General features: G+C 53.1%; 25 protein-coding genes. 18 read left to right on the top strand and 7 right to left on the bottom strand.

Features of this window, described 5'->3' with window-relative positions; all coding sequences use genetic code 11:
* Window positions 1-4: 4 nt before the first annotated feature.
* Both V6575_RS05540 and purD read right to left on the bottom strand, forming a co-directional pair.
* Window positions 5-937, bottom strand: coding sequence for an alpha/beta fold hydrolase (locus tag V6575_RS05540; RefSeq protein ID WP_340273143.1), 933 nt, complete (start codon window positions 935-937; stop codon window positions 5-7).
* Between the two features lie 94 nt (window positions 938-1,031).
* Window positions 1,032-2,306 (bottom strand): phosphoribosylamine--glycine ligase, encoded by a 1,275-nt coding sequence (gene purD / locus V6575_RS05535; protein WP_340273142.1) that lies wholly within the window; start codon window positions 2,304-2,306, stop codon window positions 1,032-1,034.
* A 395-nt stretch (window positions 2,307-2,701) separates the two neighbouring features.
* On the opposite strand from purD, the gene V6575_RS05530 reads away from it, so the two are divergent.
* The 3 genes from V6575_RS05530 (at window position 2,702) to ubiA (ending at window position 5,533) form a co-directional block, all read left to right on the top strand.
* Window positions 2,702-3,169, top strand: coding sequence for a GNAT family N-acetyltransferase (locus V6575_RS05530; protein WP_340273140.1), 468 nt, complete (start codon window positions 2,702-2,704; stop codon window positions 3,167-3,169).
* A gap of 66 nt (window positions 3,170-3,235) precedes the next feature.
* A complete protein-coding gene (locus V6575_RS05525) occupies window positions 3,236-4,495 on the top strand; it encodes a GGDEF domain-containing protein (RefSeq protein ID WP_340273138.1) in 1,260 nt (419 codons plus the stop codon).
* 93 nt (window positions 4,496-4,588) lie between these two features.
* The gene (ubiA, locus tag V6575_RS05520; RefSeq protein ID WP_340273137.1) at window positions 4,589-5,533 is read left to right on the top strand and encodes a 4-hydroxybenzoate octaprenyltransferase; all 945 of its coding nucleotides are present in this window, start codon (window positions 4,589-4,591) and stop codon (window positions 5,531-5,533) included.
* 83 nt (window positions 5,534-5,616) lie between these two features.
* Here ubiA and V6575_RS05515 read toward each other — a convergent pair whose 3' ends face one another.
* Window positions 5,617-6,213: a DUF6101 family protein gene (locus tag V6575_RS05515; protein WP_340273136.1), complete on the bottom strand. Its 597-nt coding sequence runs from the start codon at window positions 6,211-6,213 to the stop codon at window positions 5,617-5,619.
* Between the two features lie 357 nt (window positions 6,214-6,570).
* Here V6575_RS05515 and V6575_RS05510 point away from each other — a divergent pair, with 357 nt between their 5' ends.
* The 6 genes from V6575_RS05510 to lpxK are packed head-to-tail and all read left to right on the top strand — an operon-like array spanning window position 6,571 to window position 12,045.
* Window positions 6,571-7,914 carry a TldD/PmbA family protein gene (locus tag V6575_RS05510; protein ID WP_340273135.1) on the top strand — a complete coding sequence of 448 codons (1,344 nt, stop codon included), beginning with the start codon at window positions 6,571-6,573 and terminating at the stop codon, window positions 7,912-7,914.
* On the top strand, window positions 7,901-8,713 hold the full coding sequence (locus tag V6575_RS05505) for a 3'(2'),5'-bisphosphate nucleotidase CysQ (RefSeq protein WP_340273134.1): 813 nt from the start codon (window positions 7,901-7,903) through the stop codon (window positions 8,711-8,713). Before V6575_RS05510 ends, V6575_RS05505 begins: the two co-directional genes overlap by 14 nt.
* 36 nt (window positions 8,714-8,749) lie before the next feature.
* Entirely contained in the window at window positions 8,750-8,989 is a 240-nt protein-coding gene (locus tag V6575_RS05500) for a DUF4170 domain-containing protein (RefSeq protein WP_340273133.1), read from the top strand.
* A gap of 32 nt (window positions 8,990-9,021) precedes the next feature.
* Complete coding sequence (locus tag V6575_RS05495) at window positions 9,022-9,720, top strand: lysophospholipid acyltransferase family protein (RefSeq protein ID WP_340273132.1); 699 nt, start codon at window positions 9,022-9,024, stop codon at window positions 9,718-9,720.
* Entirely contained in the window at window positions 9,692-11,017 is a 1,326-nt protein-coding gene (locus V6575_RS05490) for a 3-deoxy-D-manno-octulosonic acid transferase (RefSeq protein WP_340273131.1), read from the top strand. Before V6575_RS05495 ends, V6575_RS05490 begins: the two co-directional genes overlap by 29 nt.
* Entirely contained in the window at window positions 11,017-12,045 is a 1,029-nt protein-coding gene (lpxK, locus tag V6575_RS05485) for a tetraacyldisaccharide 4'-kinase (RefSeq protein ID WP_340273130.1), read from the top strand. Before V6575_RS05490 ends, lpxK begins: the two co-directional genes overlap by 1 nt.
* A gap of 29 nt (window positions 12,046-12,074) precedes the next feature.
* Here the strand turns inward: lpxK and V6575_RS05480 are convergent, their stop codons facing one another.
* From V6575_RS05480 to V6575_RS05470, 3 genes are all read right to left on the bottom strand, one after another.
* The gene (locus tag V6575_RS05480) at window positions 12,075-12,296 is read right to left on the bottom strand and encodes a DUF2093 domain-containing protein (protein WP_340273129.1); all 222 of its coding nucleotides are present in this window, start codon (window positions 12,294-12,296) and stop codon (window positions 12,075-12,077) included.
* Between the two features lie 138 nt (window positions 12,297-12,434).
* Window positions 12,435-12,662: a hypothetical protein gene (locus V6575_RS05475; protein WP_340273127.1), complete on the bottom strand. Its 228-nt coding sequence runs from the start codon at window positions 12,660-12,662 to the stop codon at window positions 12,435-12,437.
* Complete coding sequence (locus V6575_RS05470) at window positions 12,659-12,922, bottom strand: hypothetical protein (protein WP_340273126.1); 264 nt, start codon at window positions 12,920-12,922, stop codon at window positions 12,659-12,661. Before V6575_RS05470 ends, V6575_RS05475 begins: the two co-directional genes overlap by 4 nt.
* A gap of 323 nt (window positions 12,923-13,245) precedes the next feature.
* On the opposite strand from V6575_RS05470, the gene tldD reads away from it, so the two are divergent.
* The 4 genes from tldD (at window position 13,246) to V6575_RS05450 (ending at window position 17,929) form a co-directional block, all read left to right on the top strand.
* On the top strand, window positions 13,246-14,670 hold the full coding sequence (tldD, locus tag V6575_RS05465; protein ID WP_340273125.1) for a metalloprotease TldD: 1,425 nt from the start codon (window positions 13,246-13,248) through the stop codon (window positions 14,668-14,670).
* Window positions 14,671-14,731: 61 nt separating this feature from the next.
* A complete protein-coding gene (locus V6575_RS05460; RefSeq protein ID WP_340273122.1) occupies window positions 14,732-15,361 on the top strand; it encodes a glutathione S-transferase family protein in 630 nt (209 codons plus the stop codon).
* A gap of 58 nt (window positions 15,362-15,419) precedes the next feature.
* Window positions 15,420-16,043, top strand: a complete 624-nt coding sequence (locus V6575_RS05455; protein ID WP_340273121.1) for an HAD family hydrolase — start codon at window positions 15,420-15,422, stop codon at window positions 16,041-16,043.
* Between the two features lie 86 nt (window positions 16,044-16,129).
* Window positions 16,130-17,929, top strand: coding sequence for a monovalent cation:proton antiporter-2 (CPA2) family protein (locus V6575_RS05450; protein ID WP_340273120.1), 1,800 nt, complete (start codon window positions 16,130-16,132; stop codon window positions 17,927-17,929).
* Between the two features lie 63 nt (window positions 17,930-17,992).
* Here V6575_RS05450 and V6575_RS05445 read toward each other — a convergent pair whose 3' ends face one another.
* Entirely contained in the window at window positions 17,993-18,511 is a 519-nt protein-coding gene (locus tag V6575_RS05445) for an invasion associated locus B family protein (RefSeq protein ID WP_422785522.1), read from the bottom strand.
* Window positions 18,512-18,554: 43 nt separating this feature from the next.
* Between V6575_RS05445 and V6575_RS05440 the strand changes: the two genes are divergently transcribed.
* From V6575_RS05440 to V6575_RS05420, 5 genes are all read left to right on the top strand, one after another.
* The gene (locus V6575_RS05440; protein WP_340273119.1) at window positions 18,555-18,833 is read left to right on the top strand and encodes a hypothetical protein; all 279 of its coding nucleotides are present in this window, start codon (window positions 18,555-18,557) and stop codon (window positions 18,831-18,833) included.
* 211 nt (window positions 18,834-19,044) lie between these two features.
* Entirely contained in the window at window positions 19,045-19,941 is an 897-nt protein-coding gene (gene coxB, locus V6575_RS05435) for a cytochrome c oxidase subunit II (RefSeq protein ID WP_340273356.1), read from the top strand.
* An 84-nt stretch (window positions 19,942-20,025) separates the two neighbouring features.
* Window positions 20,026-21,621, top strand: coding sequence for a cytochrome c oxidase subunit I (gene ctaD, locus V6575_RS05430; RefSeq protein WP_340273117.1), 1,596 nt, complete (start codon window positions 20,026-20,028; stop codon window positions 21,619-21,621).
* A 149-nt stretch (window positions 21,622-21,770) separates the two neighbouring features.
* Window positions 21,771-22,706 (top strand): heme o synthase, encoded by a 936-nt coding sequence (locus V6575_RS05425; RefSeq protein ID WP_340273115.1) that lies wholly within the window; start codon window positions 21,771-21,773, stop codon window positions 22,704-22,706.
* Between the two features lie 175 nt (window positions 22,707-22,881).
* Window positions 22,882-23,493 (top strand): cytochrome c oxidase assembly protein, encoded by a 612-nt coding sequence (locus V6575_RS05420; RefSeq protein WP_340273113.1) that lies wholly within the window; start codon window positions 22,882-22,884, stop codon window positions 23,491-23,493.
* Window positions 23,494-23,508: the final 15 nt, after the last annotated feature.

The raw sequence follows: 23,508 nt of genomic DNA, 5'->3' as shown, positions 1-23,508 counted from the left end.
GTGGTCATGCTGGTTCTGTGTTGTGGTGATGTTTGAGAAAAGGCAGAAGCACCTTTAGAACGCCTTCCGGATTTTCCTCGGGCAGGAAGTGCCCGCCGTCGACGGGACCACCTGAAACATCGTCAGCCCAGCGAGACCAGACGTCGATGGGAGTTTCGCTGGCCTGTGCTATGCCTGTCGCTCCCCATATGGCGAGGAGAGGAGCTAGAATGCGGTTGTTTGCGGTCGCATCGGCGGTATCAATATCGACATCAACGTAGGCGCCGGCCCTATAATCCTCGCAAGTGGCAGCAATTCGCTCAGCTTGCTGGAAAGCCGCATGATAATGGGCCAAGGCTCCAGGGTCGAAGCATTCAAGGGACTGATGCGCAGTCCAGCTTTGCAGCGTGTGATCTAGAAATTTGGCAGGTGATGCAGAGATCATTGTTTCGGGGAACGGGGCAGCTTGTGCAAGAAAAGCCCAATGATAGATCTTCAAGGCGAAGGTTCGATCCATGCGATGCCAGTAATCGTAGGTCGGAAGAATGTCGATTACCGAGATCCGTTCGATGCGATCGGGATGGTCCAGCGCCATGCGGTAGGACACACGCCCCCCGCGATCATGCCCGACCAATTGAAAACTCTCGTGGCCTAGGTTAGCCATCAAAGTCACAAAGATCTCTGCCATTCTGCGCTTGGAGTATGCGGCATGATCTTCGCTCAACGGCGGGATGGAGCTTTGGCCATAACCAGGCAGGTCGGGAATAACGAGGGTAAAGTGTTTTGCGAGCTCAGGCGCAAGCTTATGCCACATCACATGACTTTGCGGATAGCCATGGAGCAGCAGCAGTGGTGGACCTTCACCTCCAGTCCGACAATGAATCCCGCAGTCATCGCAATCAATGAGGTGTGTTTGAAACCCCGGGAAGAGGTCTGGAAGTGCTGTTAAGTGGCCCAAGGTTTTCCTCCCGCGAAGTGGTCTCCGCAGGAAGGGTGCACACATACATAATCCTGTGCAAGGTCAGGTGGGTTCTTCTGAGGCTAGTTTTGTTTTACTCGTTGCGAGCGATTGCCCGCCAGCCAATGTCAGAGCGGCAAAAACCTTCCGGCCAGTCGACCTTTTTGATGACAGCATAGGCCTTATCGCGCGCTTCACTTACACTTGCGCCGCGAGCGGTTACATTGAGTACCCGCCCACCATTGGCCAGAATGCGGCCATCTTCCAGTTTGGTTCCTGCATGAAAGATTTCGACGTCGTCAGCGGATGCTGCTTCTTTCAGGTTTCGGATTTCTGTACCCTTGTCGTAAGAGCCCGGATAGCCATTGGCCGCCATGACCACTGTCAAGGCGACATCATCGCGCCATCTTGCGCTGACCTTGTCCAGTGTCCCGTCGGCTGCAGCCAGCATCAAGGTTAGGATGTCGTCCTTCAGGCGAAGCATCAGAACCTGACATTCAGGGTCGCCGAAACGGGTGTTGTATTCAATCAGTTTCGGACCGGCTTCAGTAATCATCAGGCCAGCATAAAGAACGCCTTTAAAAGGCGTTCCGCGCTTGGCCATTGTGGTCACTGTGGGTTCGATGATCTCCCGCATTGTGCGCTCGATAAGAAGTTCGCTCATGACTGGTGCGGGAGAGTATGCGCCCATGCCGCCGGTGTTGGGGCCTTCATCGCCATCAAACGCACGTTTGTGGTCTTGTGCGGTTGCAAGGGGGAGTGCTGTCTTGCCATCAACAAAGACGAAGAAGCTGGCCTCTTCGCCCTCCAAAAACTCCTCGATCACCACTTCTGCGCCTGCATCACCAAAGCTGCCGTCGAAACATGCTTCGACAGCCTCTAGCGCTTCGGCCTCAGTCAATGCAACGACAACGCCTTTGCCCGCAGCCAGCCCGTCAGCCTTGACCACTATCGGCGCACCTTCTGCTCGAATATAGTCTAGGGCCTTATTCTTCTTGTCAAAACGGGCATATCCAGCGGTTGGGATATTGGCCTCATCGCAAACGCCCTTGGTGAAGGCTTTGGAACCCTCCAGCTGGGCTGCTGCCTTACTTGGACCGAATGCCTTGATGTTGTTGTCCTCAAGATCGTCAACCAAACCGGCGACCAAAGGTGCTTCCGGGCCCACAATGACCAGATCAATCTGATTTTTTTTGCAAAAATCGATCACGGCGGGGTGGTTGCTTGCGTCTAGGACTACAAGGGTTGCGATTTCGCCGATGCCTGCGTTGCCGGGAGCGACATAGAGTTTGGTCAATAGGGGCGAGTTGGCAAGTGCCCAGGCCAGAGCGTGTTCGCGGCCACCGGAGCCGATCAGGAGAATGTTCATTGGGCGCAGTCTCTCAAAAGTATGGCCGTGCAAAACGCGAGTGTCGCCTTCGCTCGGCAAGGATGCGAATTTGCGGCGGTTTAGCACGGCTACACGGGGCAGGACAATGGAGCCTCGCCGCAGGATTGACGACGCGCGCGCAAAGTTCTGTGGAGCTTAGGGTTTGGACTCATCAAATTGGATCCACTCGCGTTGAACCTGCAAAGGAGGGTTAGGAAAAGCTTGAATAGCTATGCCTTGCATAGGTCAAGAGCTTTGAAGTTGGCATTCGCAGCAGGTTCCATCCTTTGTGCGCCTCGCATCCGACCTGTTCCAGATCGATCAGTGCATGCAATTTTATGGGGCCGAACCCTAGACCCCTGACAGATGAAGTTAAGGTTGGAAGGCTGAGTTGAATGGTGCGCTCTGTTGAACTTCTGTTGGGTGGCCCGGCAACTGGGCGGCAGCTTTTTGATCTTGCAGAAGCGGCTTATGAAGAAAGATGTTTGTCTTTCAACGAAGAGCAAAGGGACACTTTTCGGACGCTTCTGATCGATGCCGCAATGGGGCGCGCCTATCTGGTGCGTTATCGTGGTGAGTCAGCTGGTTTCGTCACAGTCTTTTATCGTTATTCGGTGTATGAGGGAGGCCGGACTGCCCAGCTTGAAGACATGTTCCTTCACCCAAAGTTTCGCGGGCTAGGGCTTGGGCAACGCATCATCCGCTCTGTTCTTCATGATCTTGAAGCCTTTGGCCTTTTTTCGGTGCAGGCTGTTCTTCATGACCGGAGCGATTTGACGAGGCTTCTGGAGCAGGAACATTTTTATTTACTTAAAGTTACCTGTTGCCGAAAAGCTTTGCGATATCAAGATGACGAGAATTAATGAGATATCGAGGCGAATGGCTATTTAGCAGGCTTGTCAAATCCGACAGGGTTGCTAAAGAGGCGCATGATTGCTTCAAATGTACTTCTGCTGATTGTTCAAGCTGCGGTTTATTTCACCGTGATGATGGCGCTGTTGAGATCTCGTCGGTCTATCGGCATCGGCGTGTTTATGTGCGCGCTGGGCGTGATGCATTTTCTCGAGACATATCTGTCGAGTGTATTCTACATCCAATTGCCATTCGGTATTGTTTCACCAGGCTCGACAGTTTTGTTCACCGGTAAATTGCTGATGATCCTGCTGTTGTACATAAGGGAAGATGCGCTGGTTGCGCGCCAGCCAATTTATGGGCTGCTGATCGGAAATTTACTGCTCGTCTGCTTGGTCATGATCTTGCGGAACCATGATACGGTCTCTGTCGTTGAAGGACGCTTGCCGGATATCGCGTTTATCGATGACCTGGGTTGGTTGATGGTTTGGGGCACATTGCTTCTGTTCATCGATGCCATTGCGATTATCGTGCTTTATGAACGTTTCGGTGATGCTTTCGGTCGTCATCTTGGGTGGCGCTTCTTGGTCTGCGGTGCAATTGTTCTGACGCTTGATCAAGTTGGGTTCTATATTGCTTTGCATGCGGTGTACGGCACTCCATTCAGCGTTTTCTTAGGCGGATGGGCGGCGAAAATGGCAGCAACATTGGTCTTTACTGGTTTTTTCGTGACTTATTTGAAATTCTTTGATGATGAAAAGAAGTGGTTCACAGCGCGGCCCTTTAAGGATGTTTTTAATGTTTTGACGTTCCGTGAGCGGTATTTTGATCTTCTGGATGAAACCAGCCGGGATCATCTGACCGGCGTGGAACATCGCCGCAGTTATGATCTGAATGCGCCAAAAATTCTTCAGGATTGTCTAGATCAAAGTCGACCCCTGACCATGTTGGTGATCGATATCGATCATTTCAAGTCCGTGAATGACCGACATGGACATCAGGTTGGCGATGAAGTTCTAAAGGCAATCGCAGGGCTTTTGCGGGATAATTTGAGGTCCGGCGACTACCTCTATCGTTTCGGCGGTGAAGAGTTCGTTCTTCTGTGCGACCGTTTGCCAGCAGAGGGTGCTGTTTCGATGGCCGAGCGGCTTTGTAAACTTATCAAGCGATATTCCTTGATGTATCTGCCGGAAAAAGTGACCGTCAGCATCGGTGTGGCAGGCGCGCCGGAAGATGGATCATCGCTTGCAGAGATTTTTCAAAAGGCTGACTTGCGTTTATATGAAGCAAAAAACACTGGTCGGGACCGTGTTTGCGGTCCGGTGATCGCCGATTAATGGGTGATTGAACTCAAAGTTGCTTGTGCGTCAAATGATGCTTTTGATCAGAAATTACTCGCGCCTTTAATCAGCCCACGTTAAACGAAGACCATGTTTTTCAGAACCAAAGATACCGGACCAGTGTCTGACGCTGTAAAGCGCCACTGGGTTGATACGCATATGCCGCCTTGGGCGCGGCCCTATGCGCGCCTTGCACGATGGGAACGCCCGATTGGCTGGTGGTTGTTACTCTTGCCCTGCTGGTGGTCGGTAGCGCTTGCTGCGATTGCCATGGAAGCCCCCGGTCCCAACCTTTGGCATCTGGCCCTCTTCATGATCGGGGCCATCGTGATGCGGGGGGCTGGCTGTACATATAACGATCTGGTGGATGCGGATATTGACGCTCAGGTCGAAAGGACTCGCTCGCGCCCGATTCCATCGGGCCAGGTTACTCGTGCGCAGGTCAAGATATTCCTGGTGGTGCAGGCCTTGGTTGGTCTTCTGGTGCTCGTTCAGTTCAATGTTTTCTCGATCATTCTCGGCGTTGCGTCTCTTGTTCCGGTTGCAGTTTACCCATTCATGAAGCGCATCACGAATTGGCCCCAGTTGTTTCTGGGGTTTGCGTTTTCTTGGGGGGCTTTGATGGGCTGGTCGGCGGCGTTTGGCTCGCTTTCCTGGGCTCCTGTCGTCTTGTATGCAGGCGGCATAGCCTGGACAGTTGGCTATGACACGATTTATGCCCATCAGGATAAAGAGGACGATGCCCTCGTTGGTGTGAAGTCAACTGCGCGACTGTTTGGATCTTGGTCCAAGCCTGCGATATTGTTGCTCTATGCTGTGGCAACGGCTTTAATTTCCCTGGCTGCAGTCCTGGCGGATGCAGGGCCGGCCGCATTCGCTGGAATCGCTGTTGGAGCCGCTCATCTGCTGTGGCAATCCATCGTGCTTGATATCGACGATCCAGATCAGTGCCTGAAACTGTTTCGCTCCAACAAGGTCTACGGTTTAGCGGTGTTTTCGGGTTTCGTAGCAGATGCCTTGATACACTGGCTTTAAGGCTAGAATTTTAGGAGTAACTGCCGGGTAAGGAGGGTAAAAAGCATCGTCGTTGGTGGTGTTTGGACGACGCCTGAATCCCTTCAGTTTCTAGCTATGATTTCGCGTTCACCGCTGTAAACGGTCTCCTGCCGGTTCGGATGGCCAGAGTGACGAAGTACAAGAAAGCGCGGGCGCCGACCAGTGAGCAGGGCGAGCTTGCGGCGTGGATTAGGTTTTCCTGTCGGTGAGGCCCTAAAAGCCTCAATCGGTTTGACTTCACCACCTGTGTCGCAGACCAGCATTGGCAAGGACAGAGCCGTTGCCCAGGCTGGCCAGGACGTTGCCAGTTGCTCAGGTCGATCTGTTTCTATCAGAACCACGCAGAACTGCGGGTCCGAGTGCTTCAGGATAATCCGGGCTGCAACTGCGCCTGGTTCTTCAGATGCTTCGATTTGAACCATCACGCCTGAATAGGCATGGATAGGTGCAATCAAGGTTGTTGGCGTGCCGTTCTCTAGGCGGCTGATACAGACATTCTGGCTGTCCAGCTTCACGTGCACCGGCAGTGGACCGATATCGGACCCTGCGGTGCCGTGAAGACGACTTTGGAATGCTGTTGGCAAATGACCTGGTTCTGGCGCAAAGATTTGCCCAGCCCCATTGTCTTCTACTATATCGAATGCTGTTTGACGTCCCATGTGCCTCTCCGTCGGACCTTGTTTGTTTTTGTGGTCTCGCGAATAGAGAGAGAATAGCCCGGAGGGATGCTATTCCACTTAACAAGCATAGTTAAAAAACTCTGATTTTCGATAGGGTTACTTAACTCTCAATTTTTAATTTATGAAATATGAATCTTTGAATCGTTGACGATAAGTAAATTTATGTATTCGTTTATGGGTATTCAAAATTACTTAATATGCTTGGCGCAGCCGATTTTGCATCTATATGAGTGGGGCGACATACGTTGCGTGTAACCCGGAACTTGGTTGGTAGAGCGCTTGCCTAGATAAGGGCAGCATCCTATGAAAGCCCTTCATCAGGAGATTTGAAGACGGATGTCAGAAACAATCAATCAGAGTGAACTCGAAGCGCGGGCAGCTCGCCTTGTTGACGAAGCAAGGAAAGCAGGAGCAGACGCATGCGATGCCGTGGCTGTCACGGGTGTGTCCCTTTCTGTTGATGTGCGTGATGGTAAGGTCGAGGAGACTGATAGAGCCGAGGGGGATGATGTCACGCTGCGCGTATTCGTGGGCAAGCGGACAGCGTCGGTCTCTGCAAACGTACTGGATGATCCAAAGGCCCTTGCTGAGCGCGCCGTTGCCATGGCCAAGGTTACCCCTGAAGATCCATTTTCTAGCCTTGCGGATCCAGCGCTGCTTCTGAAGAAATTCCCTGAACTTGAAATGCTGGACCCCACGGTAATGGAGCCTGGAGCGCTTGCCGAACTCGCAATGGAGGCTGAGGAGGCAGGATTGTCTGTTTCCGGTGTCAGCAAATCAGGTGGAGCCGGGGCGTCCTGGCGTCGGTCTGGCGTTGTTTTGGTGACCAGTCATGGTTTTTCTGGTGCCTACATGAGTTCTCGCCATGGGCTTTCCATGACAGCCGTTGCCGGTGAAGGCACCGGCATGGAGCGGGATTATGACTATGACTATCGTATGTTCCAGGAAGACATGGAAGATCCTGCGGATATCGGCCGCAGGGCTGGCGAACGGGCAGTGCGCCGCCTGAATCCGCAAAAGATCTCCACGCGCACAGCAAATGTCCTTTATGAATCACGCGCAGCGCGGAGCCTGTTGGGGCATTTTGCTGGTGCGGTAAATGGCTCTTCGATTGCTCGTAAGACAAGCTTTCTGCGGGAAAAAATGGGCCAGAGGATCTTTGCCCCTAGCATCCAGATTGTTGATGATCCGTTCAAGCCGCGCGGGGCTGCAACGCGGCCATTTGATGGCGAAGGCACAGGTGGCCCGGTTCTGAACATGATCGAAAATGGTATGCTGCAACATTGGTTCCTGGATGGTGCGACGGGCCGTGAGTTGGGTCTTGAGCCGAACGGGCGCGCTAATCGGGGCAGTTCCGGGACATCTCCTGGCTCGACGAACCTAACTATGCAGCCTGGCGAGAAGTCTCCTGAAGAGATGATGAAAGAGCTTGGCGAAGGATTGTTTGTCACGGACCTGATTGGCCATGGTGTAAATGGTGTTACCGGAGATTACTCACGCGGTGCTGCCGGGTTCTGGTTTGAGAATGGTGAACCGGTGCAGGCCGTCAGTGAAATCACTATTGCCGGCAATTTGACTGACATGTTTGCACGTTTGGTGCCAGCCAGTGATCTTGATGCCCGTTACTCCGTTGCCGTTCCATCCATGCTGATCGAGGGCCTTGCCATTGCCGGGGAATGACGCACAAGCCTCAAGGCTTGAGAATGTTGAAGATCTGGCACTTCTGGAAGACACTGCCCGAGAGGCTGGAAAGCTTGCTCTAACATTCTTTGGCAGCGAACCGAAAACCTGGTTTAAAGACAATAAGTCGCCGGTATCCGAAGCAGACATGGCGGTTGATGCCTATTTGGCTGAGGTCTTTCAAAAAGCGCGTCCCGATTATGGCTGGCTGTCCGAAGAAACAACTGACAATCCGGGTCGATTGGCTTGCCGCCGGACTTTTATTGTTGACCCGATTGATGGAACAAGGGCTTTCCTTGCCGGGGGCACCGAATGGACGGTTTCCGTGGCTGTGGTCGAAAACGGCAGACCAGTCGCGGCTGCCCTGTTTTGTCCGGTTCGCGAGGAAATGTTCTCTGCATTGGAATATGGTGGATGCCTCTTGAATGGAGGCACCTTGAGCACTTCCAATCAAACCAGATTGTCAGGTGCTAGTTTGACTGGTCCACATTCAATTGCAGCGAACACGGATGTTCTGGATGCTGGGTTCGAACGCTCGGAAAACATCAGGTCGCTGGCTTACAGAATTGCTGTGGTGGCTGCTGGACGCGTCGATGTTGCGGCCGCACGGGCTGGTGCAAGCGATTGGGATCTTGCAGCGGCGGATCTTTTGGTGCAGGAAGCGGGCGGTAGACTGACCGATCTGTCCGAACAAGGTGTTTTCTATAACAGGCCCGTTACGCGCCATCCGGCGCTGATCGCCGCTCCGAACCCACTGGTCTCGCCTGTGTGTGAGATTCTTTCCAGACTGGTCGGCTGACTGACCATTATAATGCGAACCAGCGAGAATTGAGCCATGAGTGAAGCAAAAGAGCCTAAACAGCTTCTCCACCTCGTGTTTGGTGGCGAACTTGAAAGCCCGGATGGGTTGACGTTTCGGGACCTAGATGATCTTGACATCGTAGGCATCTATCCAAATTATGCCGAAGCGAGCGTAGCTTGGAAAAGCAAGGCTCAGGCAACCGTAGACAATGCGCATATGCGCTATTTCATTGTGCATATGCATCGCCTGCTTGACCCTGAAGCCACTGGCTGAGAACTGGGCAAAAGGCCCACTGGACACCTCTGATGCTAAAACGTTTCGGTCGACATCCTGCCGTTCTAAAGACCGTTGGCAGTTTTTTGGCTGCTTATCTCAAGTTCATTCACAAATCGAACCGCTTTGTCATAGACCCTCCAGGTATTTATGACGAGCTTTCCGAGGATGTACCGGTGATCGTTGCCATGTGGCATGGTCAGCATTTCATGGCGCCTTTTATACGCCCTGAGGGCTACTCTGTGAGTGTCATGATTTCCCGCTCGGCAGATGGTGAGATCAATGCAATCGCGGCCGAAAAACTAGGCTTAGGCCTTATTCGTGCGTCAGGCAGTCAGAAGGCTCATCAGATCGCTAAGCGTGGCGGGATGCGCGGTTTCATTGAAGCCCTGCGGACACTTCGTAAAGGCGAAAACGTTGCATTGACAGCGGATGTGCCCAAGGGACCAGCTCGAGTGGCGGGTGCAGGCATCGTGCAACTCGCAAAGCATTCCGGCAGACCAATTTTGCCAGTCGCTGTAGCCACGAGCCGCAGCATTGAGTTGAATTCCTGGGACAAGGCGAGCATTAATTTGCCGTTTGGCTGCGGAGCAATCGCGATTGGCGACCTGATCCATGTGGACCCCGAGGCAGATGATGATGCGGTTGAGGCGTCTCGCCTGGCGGTGGAAGCCGGTTTGAACGCAACGACCCGGCGGGCCTATGAGCTTGTCGGTCGCAGCGATGGCTGAACGGCGGCCCTTTTCGGTGACGCTGTATCTGGCGCTGTCGCGGCTGGCAGCACCTCTATATCGCTTGATGCATTTTATCCGGTGTCGTTCCGGAAAGGATGACCCGTCACGTTCTGGCGAGAAATTTAGCGTTACAGAACATAACCGGCCTGACAGGCCGTTGGTCTGGATACACGCGGCAAGCGTCGGGGAAACAAGTTCTGTCCTGCCGTTGATTGAGGTTTTGACGCGCGCGGGGATGACTGTTCTGCTGACGACTGTGACCCGAACGTCTGGGGAGCTGGCTGGCAAAAGACTGCCAAAGGGCGCGATTCATCAATATGCACCTTTTGACCGGCTTCCGCACTGGGAGCGTTTTCTGAAATTTTGGCAGCCAGATCTTGCTATCCTCGTGGAGTCTGAAGTTTGGCCTGCCTGTCTCGAGAGCCTTGCAAGTAAGGCTTGCCCGATTTGCATCGTCAACGGGCGGATGTCTGAGAAATCGTTCAAAGGTTGGTCGCGCTTCTCCGGGGCGGCTGGGTATCTATTTGGCAAGATGGACCTGGCTCTGGCGCAAAGCAGTGCTGATGCCGAGCGTCTTGCAGAACTTGGATGTCGCAAGGTTGAGCATCCTGGTAATTTGAAATTTGATGCTGTGCCGGAAACTGCAGATCAGGACTCGCTTCGTGAGCTGACAAGTTCATTGGCTGAACGGCCCGTCTGGTTGGCAGCGCTGACCCATCCCGGGGAGGATGAGATTGTTCTCCAAGCGCACCGGGCACTGTTGAGGGAAAGGCCTGATCTCCTCCTGATGCTCGTGCCGCGGCACCCGGCAAGAACTCATGAGATTTGCGACCTGATCGCGAGACAAGGATTAAAGGTTGCGCGTCGGAGTGCGAAGGAAGTCATCAACAGTGAGACTCGTGTCTACCTCGGTGATACCCTTGGTGAAATGAACCTTTTTTATTCAGCTGCAAATGTCGCTTTTCTGGGCGGGTCCTTCGTCGATGTTGGCGGACATAACCCTGTGGAAGCGGCGAGCTTTGGCTCTGCTATCTTGAGCGGGCCAAAGGTGGCCAATGCGCGGCCCGTTTATAAATCTCTGTGGCTGGATGGTGGCGCGATACGGGTTGAACAGCCAGGACAACTTGCTGATCATGTCTTGCGACTGTTGGACGATCCTGTTGCCCGGGATCTGCAAGCGGAAAAGGCTCGTACAGTGATCGACAGCGGGCGGGGAGCTCTACAGAGAACACTTGATCTCCTTGAGCCGCTTCTTCCAATCTCGTTGAGCAAAGGCGAAGAGGTCGAACGCTGATGAATAAAGCGCCCGATTTCTGGTGGCGACAGGGATGGAGCTGGCAATCGGCGCTCCTTGCCTTGCCTGGTCTGTTATATGGCCGAACCTCTGGCCGTAGAATGCTGCAAAAGCCGCTCGGCAAATCGTCTCTTCCAGTTATTTGTATTGGCAACTTTGTGCTCGGTGGCGTTGGAAAGACACCTTTTGCCCTGGCGTTGGCGGATCGCCTAAAAGACGAGGGCTTTTCTCCAGGGTTTATCTTGCGTGGTTATGGTGGCAGCGCAACTGGTCCACTTCTGGTGGACTTGGATCAACATGATGCCTCTGTCGTGGGAGATGAGGCCTTGCTTCTGGCGCAAGAGGCTCCGACCGTGGTCTCGGCAGACAGGGTGCAGGGGGCCAAACATGCTGAGCAATCGGAAATTGACATCCTCATCATGGATGATGGCTTTCAAAACCCTGCCTTGGCGAAAGACCTGTCCATTGCCCTGGTCGATGCGGTAACGGGGCTTGGTAATGGCAAATGCCTGCCTGCTGGTCCACTGCGCGCGCCCATGGCGGCGCAGATTGTTATGACGGATGTTCTCATATTGGTTGGCGAAGGGGATGCGGCCGATGAAACCGTTCATCTGGCAGCGCGCAAGGGGTTGCCAATTTTACACGCCCACTTGAAGCCGGAAATCCAGCCTGAGCTAAGAGACAAGCCTCTCTTGGCTTTCGCGGGTATCGGGCGGCCTGGAAAATTCTTTCAAACTCTCGAAAAAGAAGGCCTTGAGATCGCCCAGACGCGGGCTTTTCCAGACCATCACAGTTTCCAGGTGAGTGAGGTCGAAGAGCTTTTGAAAGTTGCTGAAGCAGAGGGCTTGCAGCTTGTCACGACATCAAAAGACATGGCGCGACTTAAAACTGCTGGGCCTGAAATATTCCGTTGGCTTGCGGCTCGCTCTGAGGTTCTGGCCGTCAGTATGGAGATTGAGGGCGAGGAACAACTCTTCAGCATCATTCGGGACAAGCTCCGCTCTAGAGCGTTTGATGCACAGGGCTGATGTTAAACTCAGCGAAGCCGGGTTTAACATCAGCTTGGCCGTGTGTCCTTGTAGCGCTTCAAAGAAGTTTCCGCATCCAAATAGGCTTCTTGCAGTTCGACAGACCAGTATTTCAACTCATCGAGAGGAATAGCAGAGCTGGTGACTGCGCAGCGGACAAATGTTCCGGGTGCTTCGACTTGAAAGTCGCCATCAAGGTAGCGGACACGAGCCTCGCTTGGAATGCGCGGGTTTTCTAAACGGTTCATCATTTTCTTATCGCCGGATATGCAGTTAAGGCAGAGCTCAGCCGTCATGGAAAGGAGCTTGCGTTTGTTCTGCGATCCTATGCATTCGTTCATTCAAGGGCAAGTATCAAAGACATATGTTGAGCTTTTGGCGTTCAAAGGTCAAAAGATGGCAAGGCTTCTGCCATCCCGGTTCATGAGATAACGGCAACGGGCCATGACAACGGACCAATCGGGCAATTGGCTTTTGGCTGCCTCGATCATTTTGGCGCGCTGACTGGTGCAATGAGACATATCACTCCAGCGTTGGCCATCGTCAGCCAGATCCTTGCAGATAAGCAGGTCCGGCTGGCATGCTACGATGTGGAGAGCCACAAGGATGGATTTCACGTCACCTTATCCGCCGAGGCGGCGGCATCCCTCCTGGCTCTGGATCGGTCCTTCGTGCTGGCAAAGTCTACTGTGATAACGTTGCCTGCCCCTTGCGTCGTGCTCACAGGCTCACCGGAAACGGAGCCTGTCTGGGCTAAGGCTTTTGCAAGTCTTGGGTCAGGGCCGTCTCCGCAGGCGGCCATATAGGCGTTCAGAGGATTAAGTGAGCGCAAGCGGTCAGCCAGGGGCTCATCACTGGTGTCTTTAGTGTTTGTCATTATAGTCCATCGCAAGGTGGCGGCAGGGATCATTCTGTGCCCATCAATTGGGTGCAGGTCTGTAGTTCAGGGAATGCCTATGGCTGCTGGGCGTGTTCAGCGCTTCTGTGAAGGCCGACGCTGTCGTGGCAAGACGGATGATCTGTCGGTTTGGCGATCATTTATAATATGAATATTATATTCAAGTTTAGTGCGGCGCAAGTGGAGAACACTGATTTTCGCGTGAAATTTCTGCCCAATGACCTATGTTAAGAGCAACAGAATGAAAACCGTCCTTTGCCGTAACAGTGCGGGGATGCGATGTATGTGGAACAGGGCTTACCATGAGCGATATCAGCACCGATCTCATTGAATCCTCCGGTCTTGGCCTGGAAACGGCAAAGCGAATTACATCTGAGGCCCTTGATGGCGCTGATGATGGTGAGCTGTTTGTTGAATACCGTCAGTCGGAAGGTCTGGTCTTTGACAATGGTCGCCTAAAGGGCGCCAACTACGACACGGCGCAGGGATTTGGCCTGCGCGCGGTTGTTGGCGAGGCCGCGGGCTATGCCCACGCAGGTGAAATTTCGGAAGGCGCGCTTAAACGCGCCGCTGATGCGGTGAGTGCTGTCAAGTCTGGGCATACTGGTACCTATGCCGCAGCTCCATCCCGCACAAACAACACACTCTACAGCGATGTGAACCCGCTGGGAGGTCCGTCATTCGAAGACAAGGTCAAACTGCTTCAGGAAATTGATGCCTACGCACGCGACCTGGATCCAAGGGTCCGTCAGGTGACTGCTTCACTGGCCGGCTCCTGGCAAGTGGTTGACATCTTGCGCGCCGACGGTCACCGGGTCCGTGATGTACGCCCCATGGTTAGAATGAGCATCAACGTGATTGCCGGATCAGAAGAGCGCCAGGAATCTGGATCTTTCGGCTGTGGTGGCCGTGAGGGGTTTACCCGGTTCATCACTCCTGAGAACTGGCAGGCCGGGGTTGATGAAGCTTTGCGTCAGGCGCTGGTCAATCTTGACGCCGTTCCAGCCCCTGCAGGGACCTTTGATGTGGTACTTGGCCCTGGCTGGCCGGGTATTTTGCTGCATGAGGCTGTCGGGCATGGCCTTGAGGGAGATTTCAACCGCAAGAAGACATCTGCCTTTGCGGGTCTGATGGGCAAGCGGGTCGCATCTCCAGGGGTGACGATCATTGATGATGGAACAATCCCCGACCGGCGTGGCAGTCTCACGGTTGATGATGAGGGAACACCGGCAGCCCGTACGCCTCTGATTGAGGATGGTATCTTGACCGGCTATATGCAGGATCGACAGAACGCGCGACTGATGGGCATGAAGCCAACCGGAAACGGTCGGCGTCAGTCCTATGCCCATATCCCGATGCCCCGGATGACTAACACAGTCATGCTGTCGGGCGACAAAGAACCGGATGAAATTCTCAGCTCCGTGAAAGATGGCATTTATGCCGTGTCCTTCGGTGGCGGCCAGGTCGATATTACCAGCGGAAAGTTCGTGTTCTCCTGCACGGAAGCCTACAGGGTGCGCAACGGCAAGGTTATCGAACCAGTTAAGGGAGCCATGCTGATCGGCAATGGCCCGGATGCGTTGACGCGCATTTCCATGATTGGCAATGACATGGAGCTTGATCCAGGCATGGGCACATGCGGCAAGCAAGGGCAGGGGGTTCCTGTCGGTGTTGGTCAGCCCTCAATGCGGATCAATGCCCTGACCATCGGCGGGACAGCGGTCTAGTCTGGGTTATCTGCGGATCAATTTCTTTAGTTTTTGTACTCAAAGGCAATTCGGAAAAATTATGACTAGCAACATCACCGTTTGGGGACGCATCAATTCCTCTAACGTTCGAAAAGTCCTGTGGTGTCTTGAAGAGCTGGGGCTGGATTACCAACAGGTTGATGCCGGTGGAGCATTCGGTCTGGTCGATAGCCCAGAGTATCTTGCGCTCAATCCAAACGGAATGATCCCATGCTTGCGTGATGGCAGTTTCGTCATTTGGGAATCCAACGCAATCGTTCGATATCTTGCTCGGAAATACGGCAAGGCCCCCTTCATGGTCGAAGATCCGGAAAGTTGGGCGTTAGCTGATCAGTGGATGGACTGGACCACGTTTTCATTCGGATTGCCGTTTCGCAATCTGTTCTGGAACATCTTGCGGACTGCTCCGGCAGACCGCGATCAGGACGCAATTAAACTCGGAATTGATCATTGTTCGACCCAATTTGCGATCGCTGATGCCGCTCTGTCGAAAAAGCCTTATATGTCTGGAGACAATATCGGTGTGGGCGATATTCCTTTGGGGTGCCTTGCCTATGCTTGGTTCAGCATGGAGATCCAGCGTCCGGACTTGCCGCATCTGGAAGCCTGGTATGAACGTCTGACAAATCGTGCTGCCTATCAAAAGGCTGTCATGAGCGCGCTGACATAAACTTCTTCGAAGACGATTTCTCGATCACGCTTGAGGTCTTCGTTCCGGAGTTGCTGACTTGACTGAGATTAAATTCATCATTTTCGATATGGATAAAGTGCTCTACGACTATGAGCACAATGTCCGCCTGCAATTGCTGGAACAGCTTACAGGCCGTTCGGCCGCTGATATTGATGGTGCGGTTTGGGGTGGTCCCCATGAAAATCTTGCAGAGGCAGGAGAGCCGGACACGGCGGAGGGGTATCTGGCACAATTCGCCAAGCTGCTGGGTTATCCAATCGATTTTCAGACCTGGGCTGACATACGTCGTCAAATGATGACCCCTCGGTTGAATGTCCTGCAGATCGCTCGCGAATTGAAGCTAAGTACCGAAGTTGCGCTGTTGACCAATAACGGCATGCTACTGAAAAAAGCACTGCCAATATGTGCGCCGGAGACGATTGAGATCTTTGGTCAGCGAGCCCATGTTTCTGCAGAGTTCAAAGCTCGCAAGCCAGAGCCCTCAGTTTACCTTAGAGTTTGTGAGCGCTACGGCCATAAACCTGAGTGCACACTCTTTATAGATGATAGAATTGACAATGTTAATGGTGCTAGAGAAGCAGGACTGAATGCACATCTCTACACGACCCCAGAGGAGCTTTTGACATTTTTGGCTGAAGCAGGTTTTTCGATCTCACGATAAGTTTCTTCTTTGCTTTGAGTTTATTTAGAAATGACTGTTAGTCTTTCTTTTGATCAAGCATTGAAGAGAGCCAATCGGGAGAGAAGATGGCAGTCGAGGGTGTGCCTCCGTTTTTTACCGAAACGATTATTTTCCTCTCGGCAACCGTGATCGCGGTGCCTGTTGCCAAACGTCTTGGGTTGGGATCTGTGGTCGGCTATCTGGCCGCCGGAGCAGTTATCGGACCATTCGGTCTGGGATATCTTGGCTCCGGAGAAGATGTCTTGCATGTCGCCGAGTTGGGCGTTGTTCTGCTTTTGTTTGTGATCGGGCTCGAACTTGATCCGCAAAAATTGTGGCGGATGAAGCGGGATATTTTCGGTCTAGGAGCGGCTCAGGTCGTGCTGACAGGCTTGTCGCTTTATGCACTTGGTTACTATCTCGGATTTTCTCGTGAAGTCTCATTGGTAGCAGGCTTTGGTCTGGCGCTTTCTTCGACCGCATTCGCACTTCAGATCCTTCAGGAGCGTGGGCAATTGTCCTCTCCATATGGCCAACGGGCTTTCGGGATATTGCTGTTTCAGGACATGTCGATTGTGCCGCTCTTGGCCATGATCGCTATCCTGGCTCCACAGGAGGGACCCTCCACGGCGATTGAGATCGCAGGTGAAGTCGCCGTTATCCTGGGTGCTATTGCAGGTGTCATTCTGGCGGGCCGTTATCTGGCATCGCCGTTGTTCTCGCTTCTGGCATCCAGTCGTGCGCGGGAAATCATGCTTACAGCAGCGTTGCTGGTGGCCTTTGGCAGCGCTTGGATCATGCATGCAGTTGGTCTGTCCATGGCACTCGGGGCTTTCCTGGCAGGTGTGCTTTTGGCGGAATCCAGCTTCAGGCATACTTTGGAAGCTGACATTGAGCCGTTCCGTTCTCTTTTGATGGGATTGTTCTTCGTTGCAGTCGGTATGTCGTTGGATTTTTCCATCTTGATGGACAATCTCTGGCTGATCGTATGCGGTGTTTTGGCTGTCATGCTCATAAAGGGGGTGTTTCTATGGGGTTTGACCCGGGGAAGCGGTTCCTCCAATTCGGATGCTTTCCGCGTTGCTGTTACCCTGCCTCAGGGCGGTGAATTTGCTTTTGTTCTCTTCACGGCTGCCATTGGTGCTGGGATTCTGCCGTTTGAAACCGCCAATCTATTGAACTCAATAGTGATCCTGACCATGCTGATGACACCGCTTGCATGTCTTGGTCTGGATTGGGTGGCAGAGCGCTTGAAACAAAGTGGGGTCGAAAATCCAGTCATTGAAACTTTCGAGGACGCGGCACCGACTGTCGTCGTTGTCGGCTTTGGGCGTTTCGGCATGACTGTCGCACAAATCCTGACGTCTGAAGGGCTCGAAGTCCGGGCAATTGACAACAGGCCGGACCGCATCGCTTACGCCCGTAAGCTTGGATACAAAATCTATTACGGCGACGCCACAAGGGCCGATGTGCTGGCTGCTGCCGGTGCAAACAAAGCCGCTCTAATCGCAATGTGTATTGAAAATGATCGCGTCATGGGGCGGTCGATTGATCTTATTCGCGATGGTTTCCCGGGTGCTCTGGTCTTTTGCCGGGCGACGGACCGGGCTCATGCACTGGAGTTGACGCGAAAGGGCGTAGATTATCAGATCCGCGAGACTTTTGAATCAAGCCTGGCCTTTGGTAAGGCGGCTCTTGAATCTCTGGGAACACCGCTGGACCGTATCGCGCAGATCGAAGAAGACGTTCGGCGACGGGATGAGGAGAGATTGCAGATGCAGCTGACTGAAGGTCTTTTTGCCGGCGCGGACCGCCTTCATGGAGTAACGCCACGGCGGCGAGCGACTGATGAAACAGTCATCGAATCAAAGAATCGTGGCGAGTGACTGGCCTTTGGGCCAATCACTTTAACTCTGGGCAATCTGAAAATTGGCTAAAAAGCACCTTATTCAGGGAAGGGCTGCGAAGCCTGCGGAGAACCCGTTCAAGGAAATCGGAATGCCGATTCCTTCTTCAGGCGTCTGGAATATAATAAAGGTGGCCTGAGATCCGCCTTTAAGTTTTTCAATAAGCTCATCGTCCAGAATAACCTCTGCAATACAGCCATTTGGCAGGCAGCGGACGAAACCGGCACGCCCGATGTCTGCATTGTCGACCCGAAGGCCGAGGCCGGATGGTAAAAGCACGCCCAGCGGAGCCAAAACGCGCAAAATACGCGCTTGTTTATCTGCTGTTCTCAGGATGATCACCGAAAGCCCAACGTTTTCACGATCTTCAGCGGTCACATTCTGGATGAGCGCACATTGTTCACTCGCAGCACCTGGTGGTGTGTCGCAGCGCATTTGCCAGTCACCGTGGGTGGACTTTACTTCACCCTGGGCCATGGCTGGTGCTGGCAAGAGGCTTGTAATGCCTAGAGTGACGGCGATGGCCGCGCAGGCTCCTATGGATGACAAACGGCTTAGCAAGGGTATTCCTCCAATCACGTCTGCGATAAAGGCTCAGCGGCGCATGAAGCGCAAAAGCAATCGCAAAGGCGAATCGACCAAAAAAATCTGGGTGCAAGATAGCCGCATTGTTGCAGCTGTTACCAGCCCCGATGAATTGACAGGGCAGCAGACTCCGGATTTTTACCATAAATCCACTGTCCTTGATGTTAATCAACTGTTTGAGGTGCCAAGAGGTACCCGAAAACACGTTAAGGCCATTGCAGCTTTGCGTTTCTTGTGGTTTTTGTGCGGCATAAGGGAGTTTTTGCCTAAACTGCGTCACATCGCCGCTTTGGCATAAGGTCCAATCGCACATAGTGCGTGTTTGTGAGTATTATATGGCAAAACCGGTTTATTCTTACGGGCTTGCCACATAAACTTGCTGCTCGCATGAACCAAGCATTGGCCGGAGCCGTAACAGGTTCGGTAATTTGCATGAGTTTCCCGCCAGAATATGGCGGTTGAGGGAAGGGAGCGCGGACGTGAAGGCCATCTTCAAGCGTCTCATCAACATGGTCGCTTTTGCGATCGCAACTGCTGGCGGGTCGGCCGCTGCTTTTGCAGAAGAGCCTGGCTTTGTGCCGTGGCAGCTGGGCTTTCAAGCTGCGGCAACCGAAGTGATGGATGACATCACTTGGTTTAATAACATGACCCTTTGGATCATCACGATTACAACGTTGTTTGTGTTGGCTCTATTGCTGGTTGTTATATTCAAGTTCAACTCCAAAGCCAATCCGGTGCCGTCTCGTACGTCGCACAACACGATGATTGAGATCGTTTGGACGATTGCACCAATTTTGATTCTGGTTGTGATCGCGATTCCTTCTTTCCGTCTGCTCTATAAGCAGTTGGAAATTCCTGAATACGACATGACCGTCAAGGCGACTGGGTTTCAGTGGTACTGGGGCTACGAGTACACGGATGAAGGCATGGATGGCCTTTATTTTGAATCGTATATGCTAGCAGACGAAGATCGCGCCGAAGCAGCCGAAGAGCGAGGTGTTCCCCTTGCAGAAGTGCCACGCCTACTCGCAACCGATTATGATCTGATCATACCTGTCGACAAGACCGTTCGGGTGCAAGTGACAGCCGAAGATGTGCTGCACGCTTTCGCGATGCCAGCCTTCGGTGTCAAAATCGATGCAGTCCCTGGTCGTTTGAATGAGACCTGGTTCCGGGCGCGTGAAACGGGTGTTTATTACGGTCAGTGCTCTGAGCTCTGCGGCATCAATCATGCGTTTATGCCAATTGCCCTGCGCGTTGTGACGCAAGAACAGTTTGATGCCTGGGCTGCAGCCGCCAACGACGACATCGACGAAGCGAACAAGCAGCTGCAGGCTTCAATCGCCGCCGATAAGAAGCTGGCTGCGACGCGTTCACTAGACGAAATCGCTGTCGCCTCTAAATAGACCGACAGATCATCAATTGCAGGCGCGCACTTCTATTCTGCTGGATGAAGTGCGCAGCCGGTAAGTCCAACGAGGGAGCACACAATGGCTGCGACCGATGCGCATGCGGCACATGACCATCCGACAGGGTGGCGCAGGTACGTCTATTCGACGAACCACAAAGATATCGGAATTATGTATCTGTTCTTTGCGATCTTTGCCGGGATCGTTGGGGGCGCACTAAGTGTTGGAATTCGTCTGGAACTTCAAGAACCAGGCATGCAGATTTTCTCCAACGCCCATACGTTTAACGTTTTCACTACGTCGCATGGATTGATCATGATCTTCTTCATGGTCATGCCCGCGATGATCGGTGGATATGCCAACTACTTCGTGCCGATCATGATCGGCGCGCCGGATATGGCGTTTCCGCGGATGAACAACATTTCGTTTTGGCTGCTTCCACCCGCTTTTATCCTGCTTCTGCTGTCGCTCTTCGTTGAGGGACCTCCAGGAAACCTCGGGACCGGTGGGGGCTGGACTATCTATCCTCCTCTTTCGACCTCAGGTCAGCCGGGCCCGGCGATGGATCTCGCAATTCTGTCACTTCATGTGGCTGGTGCGTCATCGATCTTGGGTGCGATCAACTTCATCACTACCATCTTCAACATGCGTGCGCCGGGTATGACCCTGCACAAGATGCCTCTGTTTGCCTGGTCTGTTTTGATCACGGCTTTCCTGTTGTTGCTATCCCTGCCTGTCTTGGCTGGTGCGATCACCATGCTTCTGACAGATCGTAACTTCGGAACGACATTCTTCGATCCTGCCGGTGGCGGTGATCCGATCTTGTTCCAGCATTTGTTCTGGTTCTTCGGTCACCCAGAAGTGTATATTCTAATCCTCCCAGGCTTCGGTATCATCAGCCACATCATCTCGACCTTCTCTCGCAAGCCGATTTTCGGTTACCTTGGAATGGCATATGCGATGGTTGCAATTGGTGTTGTCGGGTTCATTGTGTGGGCTCACCACATGTATACCGTTGGGATGTCGGTTGAGACGCAAGCCTACTTCGTGGCAGCCACTATGGTGATCGCGGTTCCAACTGGCGTGAAGATCTTTTCCTGGATTGCGACCATGTGGGGCGGTTCCATTGAGTTCAAAACGCCTATGGTCTGGGCTGTTGGCTTCATCTTCCTGTTCACCGTTGGTGGTGTGACCGGGGTGCAGTTGGCAAATGCCGGTCTCGACCGTGCTTTCCATGATACATATTATGTTGTGGCTCACTTCCACTACGTTCTGTCTCTTGGAGCGGTGTTTGCGATCTTCGCAGCTTGGTACTACTGGTTCCCGAAAATGTTCGGTTACATGTACAATGAGACGATCGGTAAATTGCACTTCTGGATCACATTCGTTGGTGTGAACCTGGTGTTCTTCCCACAGCACTTCCTGGGAATGAACGGTATGCCACGTCGGTATGCAGATTATCCGGATGCTCTGCATGGCTGGAACATGGTGTCGTCTATCGGTTCGTACATCTCGGCCTTTGCTGTGCTGGTCTTCATCTTCGGAATTGTCGAAGCCTTCGCCAAGAAGCGCGTGGCTGGAAATAATCCTTGGGGACCAGGTGCAACCACTTTGGAATGGACGCTGACATCACCGCCGCCGTTCCACCAGTTCGAAACTCTGCCACGGATCAAGTAAGCCCGTCAGGTTTCCCCGTCAGATCATGTCTGATGGCTTGAGAACACACCGCGCCGATATTCGGCGCGGTGCTCCTTTAAGAAGCAATAGGCCAGTTCAGTTTGAGCCATGGTCTGAGGCCAAGAAACAAAAGAACAAGGGACGCGCCCATGTCGCTCGTCGAGCGCCAGGATACGATCAATACGGATAGCCTCGTCTGGGATGGCGGGCAGGGATCTGTTGGTGACTACATCGCGCTGTTGAAGCCGCGTGTCATGTCCCTGGTGATCTTTACCGCGTTTGTCGGCATGATGCTCGCGCCTGGGCAGCTGCATCCTGTGATCGGTGGCGTCGCGCTGCTATGCATTGCAATCGGCGCAGGTGCATCAGGCGCTCTGAACATGTGGTACGACGCTGACATTGACCAGATCATGTCGCGCACCGCAAAACGACCAATTCCGGCAGGAAAAGTTAGCCGCGACGAAGCATTTGCCTTTGGCATAACCTTGTCCATCGGTTCGGTTGCGACCCTCGGTCTTTTGGTGAACTGGTTTGCTGGCGCTTTTCTGGCTTTTACAATTTTCTTCTATGTGATCGTCTACACCATGTGGCTTAAGCGTTCGACGCCGCAGAACATTGTGATCGGCGGTGCTGCTGGTGCCTTCCCGCCAATGATCGGTTGGGCGTCCGTCACAGGTGGCGTAAGCTTGGAGAGCTTTGTGCTCTTCCTGATTATCTTTATTTGGACACCGCCGCATTTTTGGGCTTTAGCTCTGTTTAAAAACGCCGACTATAAGGCTGCCGGTGTTCCGATGATGCCTGTCGTGGCCGGAGAGAATTCTACCCGTAATCAGATCCTCGGCTACTCCCTCGTCCTCGTGCCGCTGGCAGTCTCACCATACTTTATTGGGTTTGCCGGGATTGTTTATGGTGTCGCATCAGCTGGACTTGGTGCTGCGTTTCTCGGCCTGGCAGTGAACGTCTGGCGTCTTCGTGAAGGTGAGCCGGCCCGCAAGGCAACAACGCGTCTCTTTGCCTATTCCATCTTCTATCTCTTTATGCTCTTCGCCATTTTGTTGGCGGAAAGCCTTGTGGCAGGTCTGTGAAACAAATGACGAGCGAAGAAAAAGGCATAAGGCTAACAGAGGGGCAGGTGAAGCGTCGGCGCTCCCGTTCGCTCGCCATTGCGCTTACTTTGGGTGCATTGGTTATTCTGTTCTACGTTGTGACTATTGTGAAAATGGGACCCGAAATTTTGAACAGAGCTCTTTGAGGATCAGTATGAGTGAAATGAAACGGCCAGATGAGAAAACGGCTCAGCGCCGCAACACCACTGTTGGTCTTGCATGCGCAGGACTTTTCTTTTGTATGGTCGGTGCCGCTTATGCAGCCGTTCCACTTTATAATCTGTTCTGCAAAGTCACAGGATTCGGCGGAACGACCCAGGTCGCTGAAAACGAGAGCGAACGGGTAATTGATCGCAAGATCACCATTCGCTTCGATGGCAACGTCAATCACGAGTTGGGTTGGGATTTTAAACCAGCCCAAAGAAATCTTACGATGGACATGGGCGAGACGGCCAGGTTGTCGTATGTTGCAACCAACATAGGTTCTGCCCGCACTGTTGGAACGTCTGTTTTCAACGTCACTCCGAATGTCGCGGGTGCCTATTTCAATAAGCTAGAGTGCTTCTGCTTTACGGAGCAAGCACTGGAAGCTGGAGAAACGGTAGATATGCCGGTCGTCTTCTTCGTCGATCCGGATATGGACAACGATCCCGAACTGGATCACGTAAAGGAAATTACGCTGTCCTATACTTTCTTCCCGGTGGAAACATCGGAACAACCTGTTACGGCTCGGGCAGATCAACCCGCCGCTGAAACGAAGCTTTAAGCCCGACGCTATGAT

This window comes from Roseibium algae, assembly GCF_037783265.1.
GTDB classification, from domain to species: domain Bacteria; phylum Pseudomonadota; class Alphaproteobacteria; order Rhizobiales; family Stappiaceae; genus Roseibium; species Roseibium algae.
The sequence above is the reverse complement of the archived record's forward strand: the minus strand, read 5'-3'. Positions and strand labels throughout refer to the sequence as shown.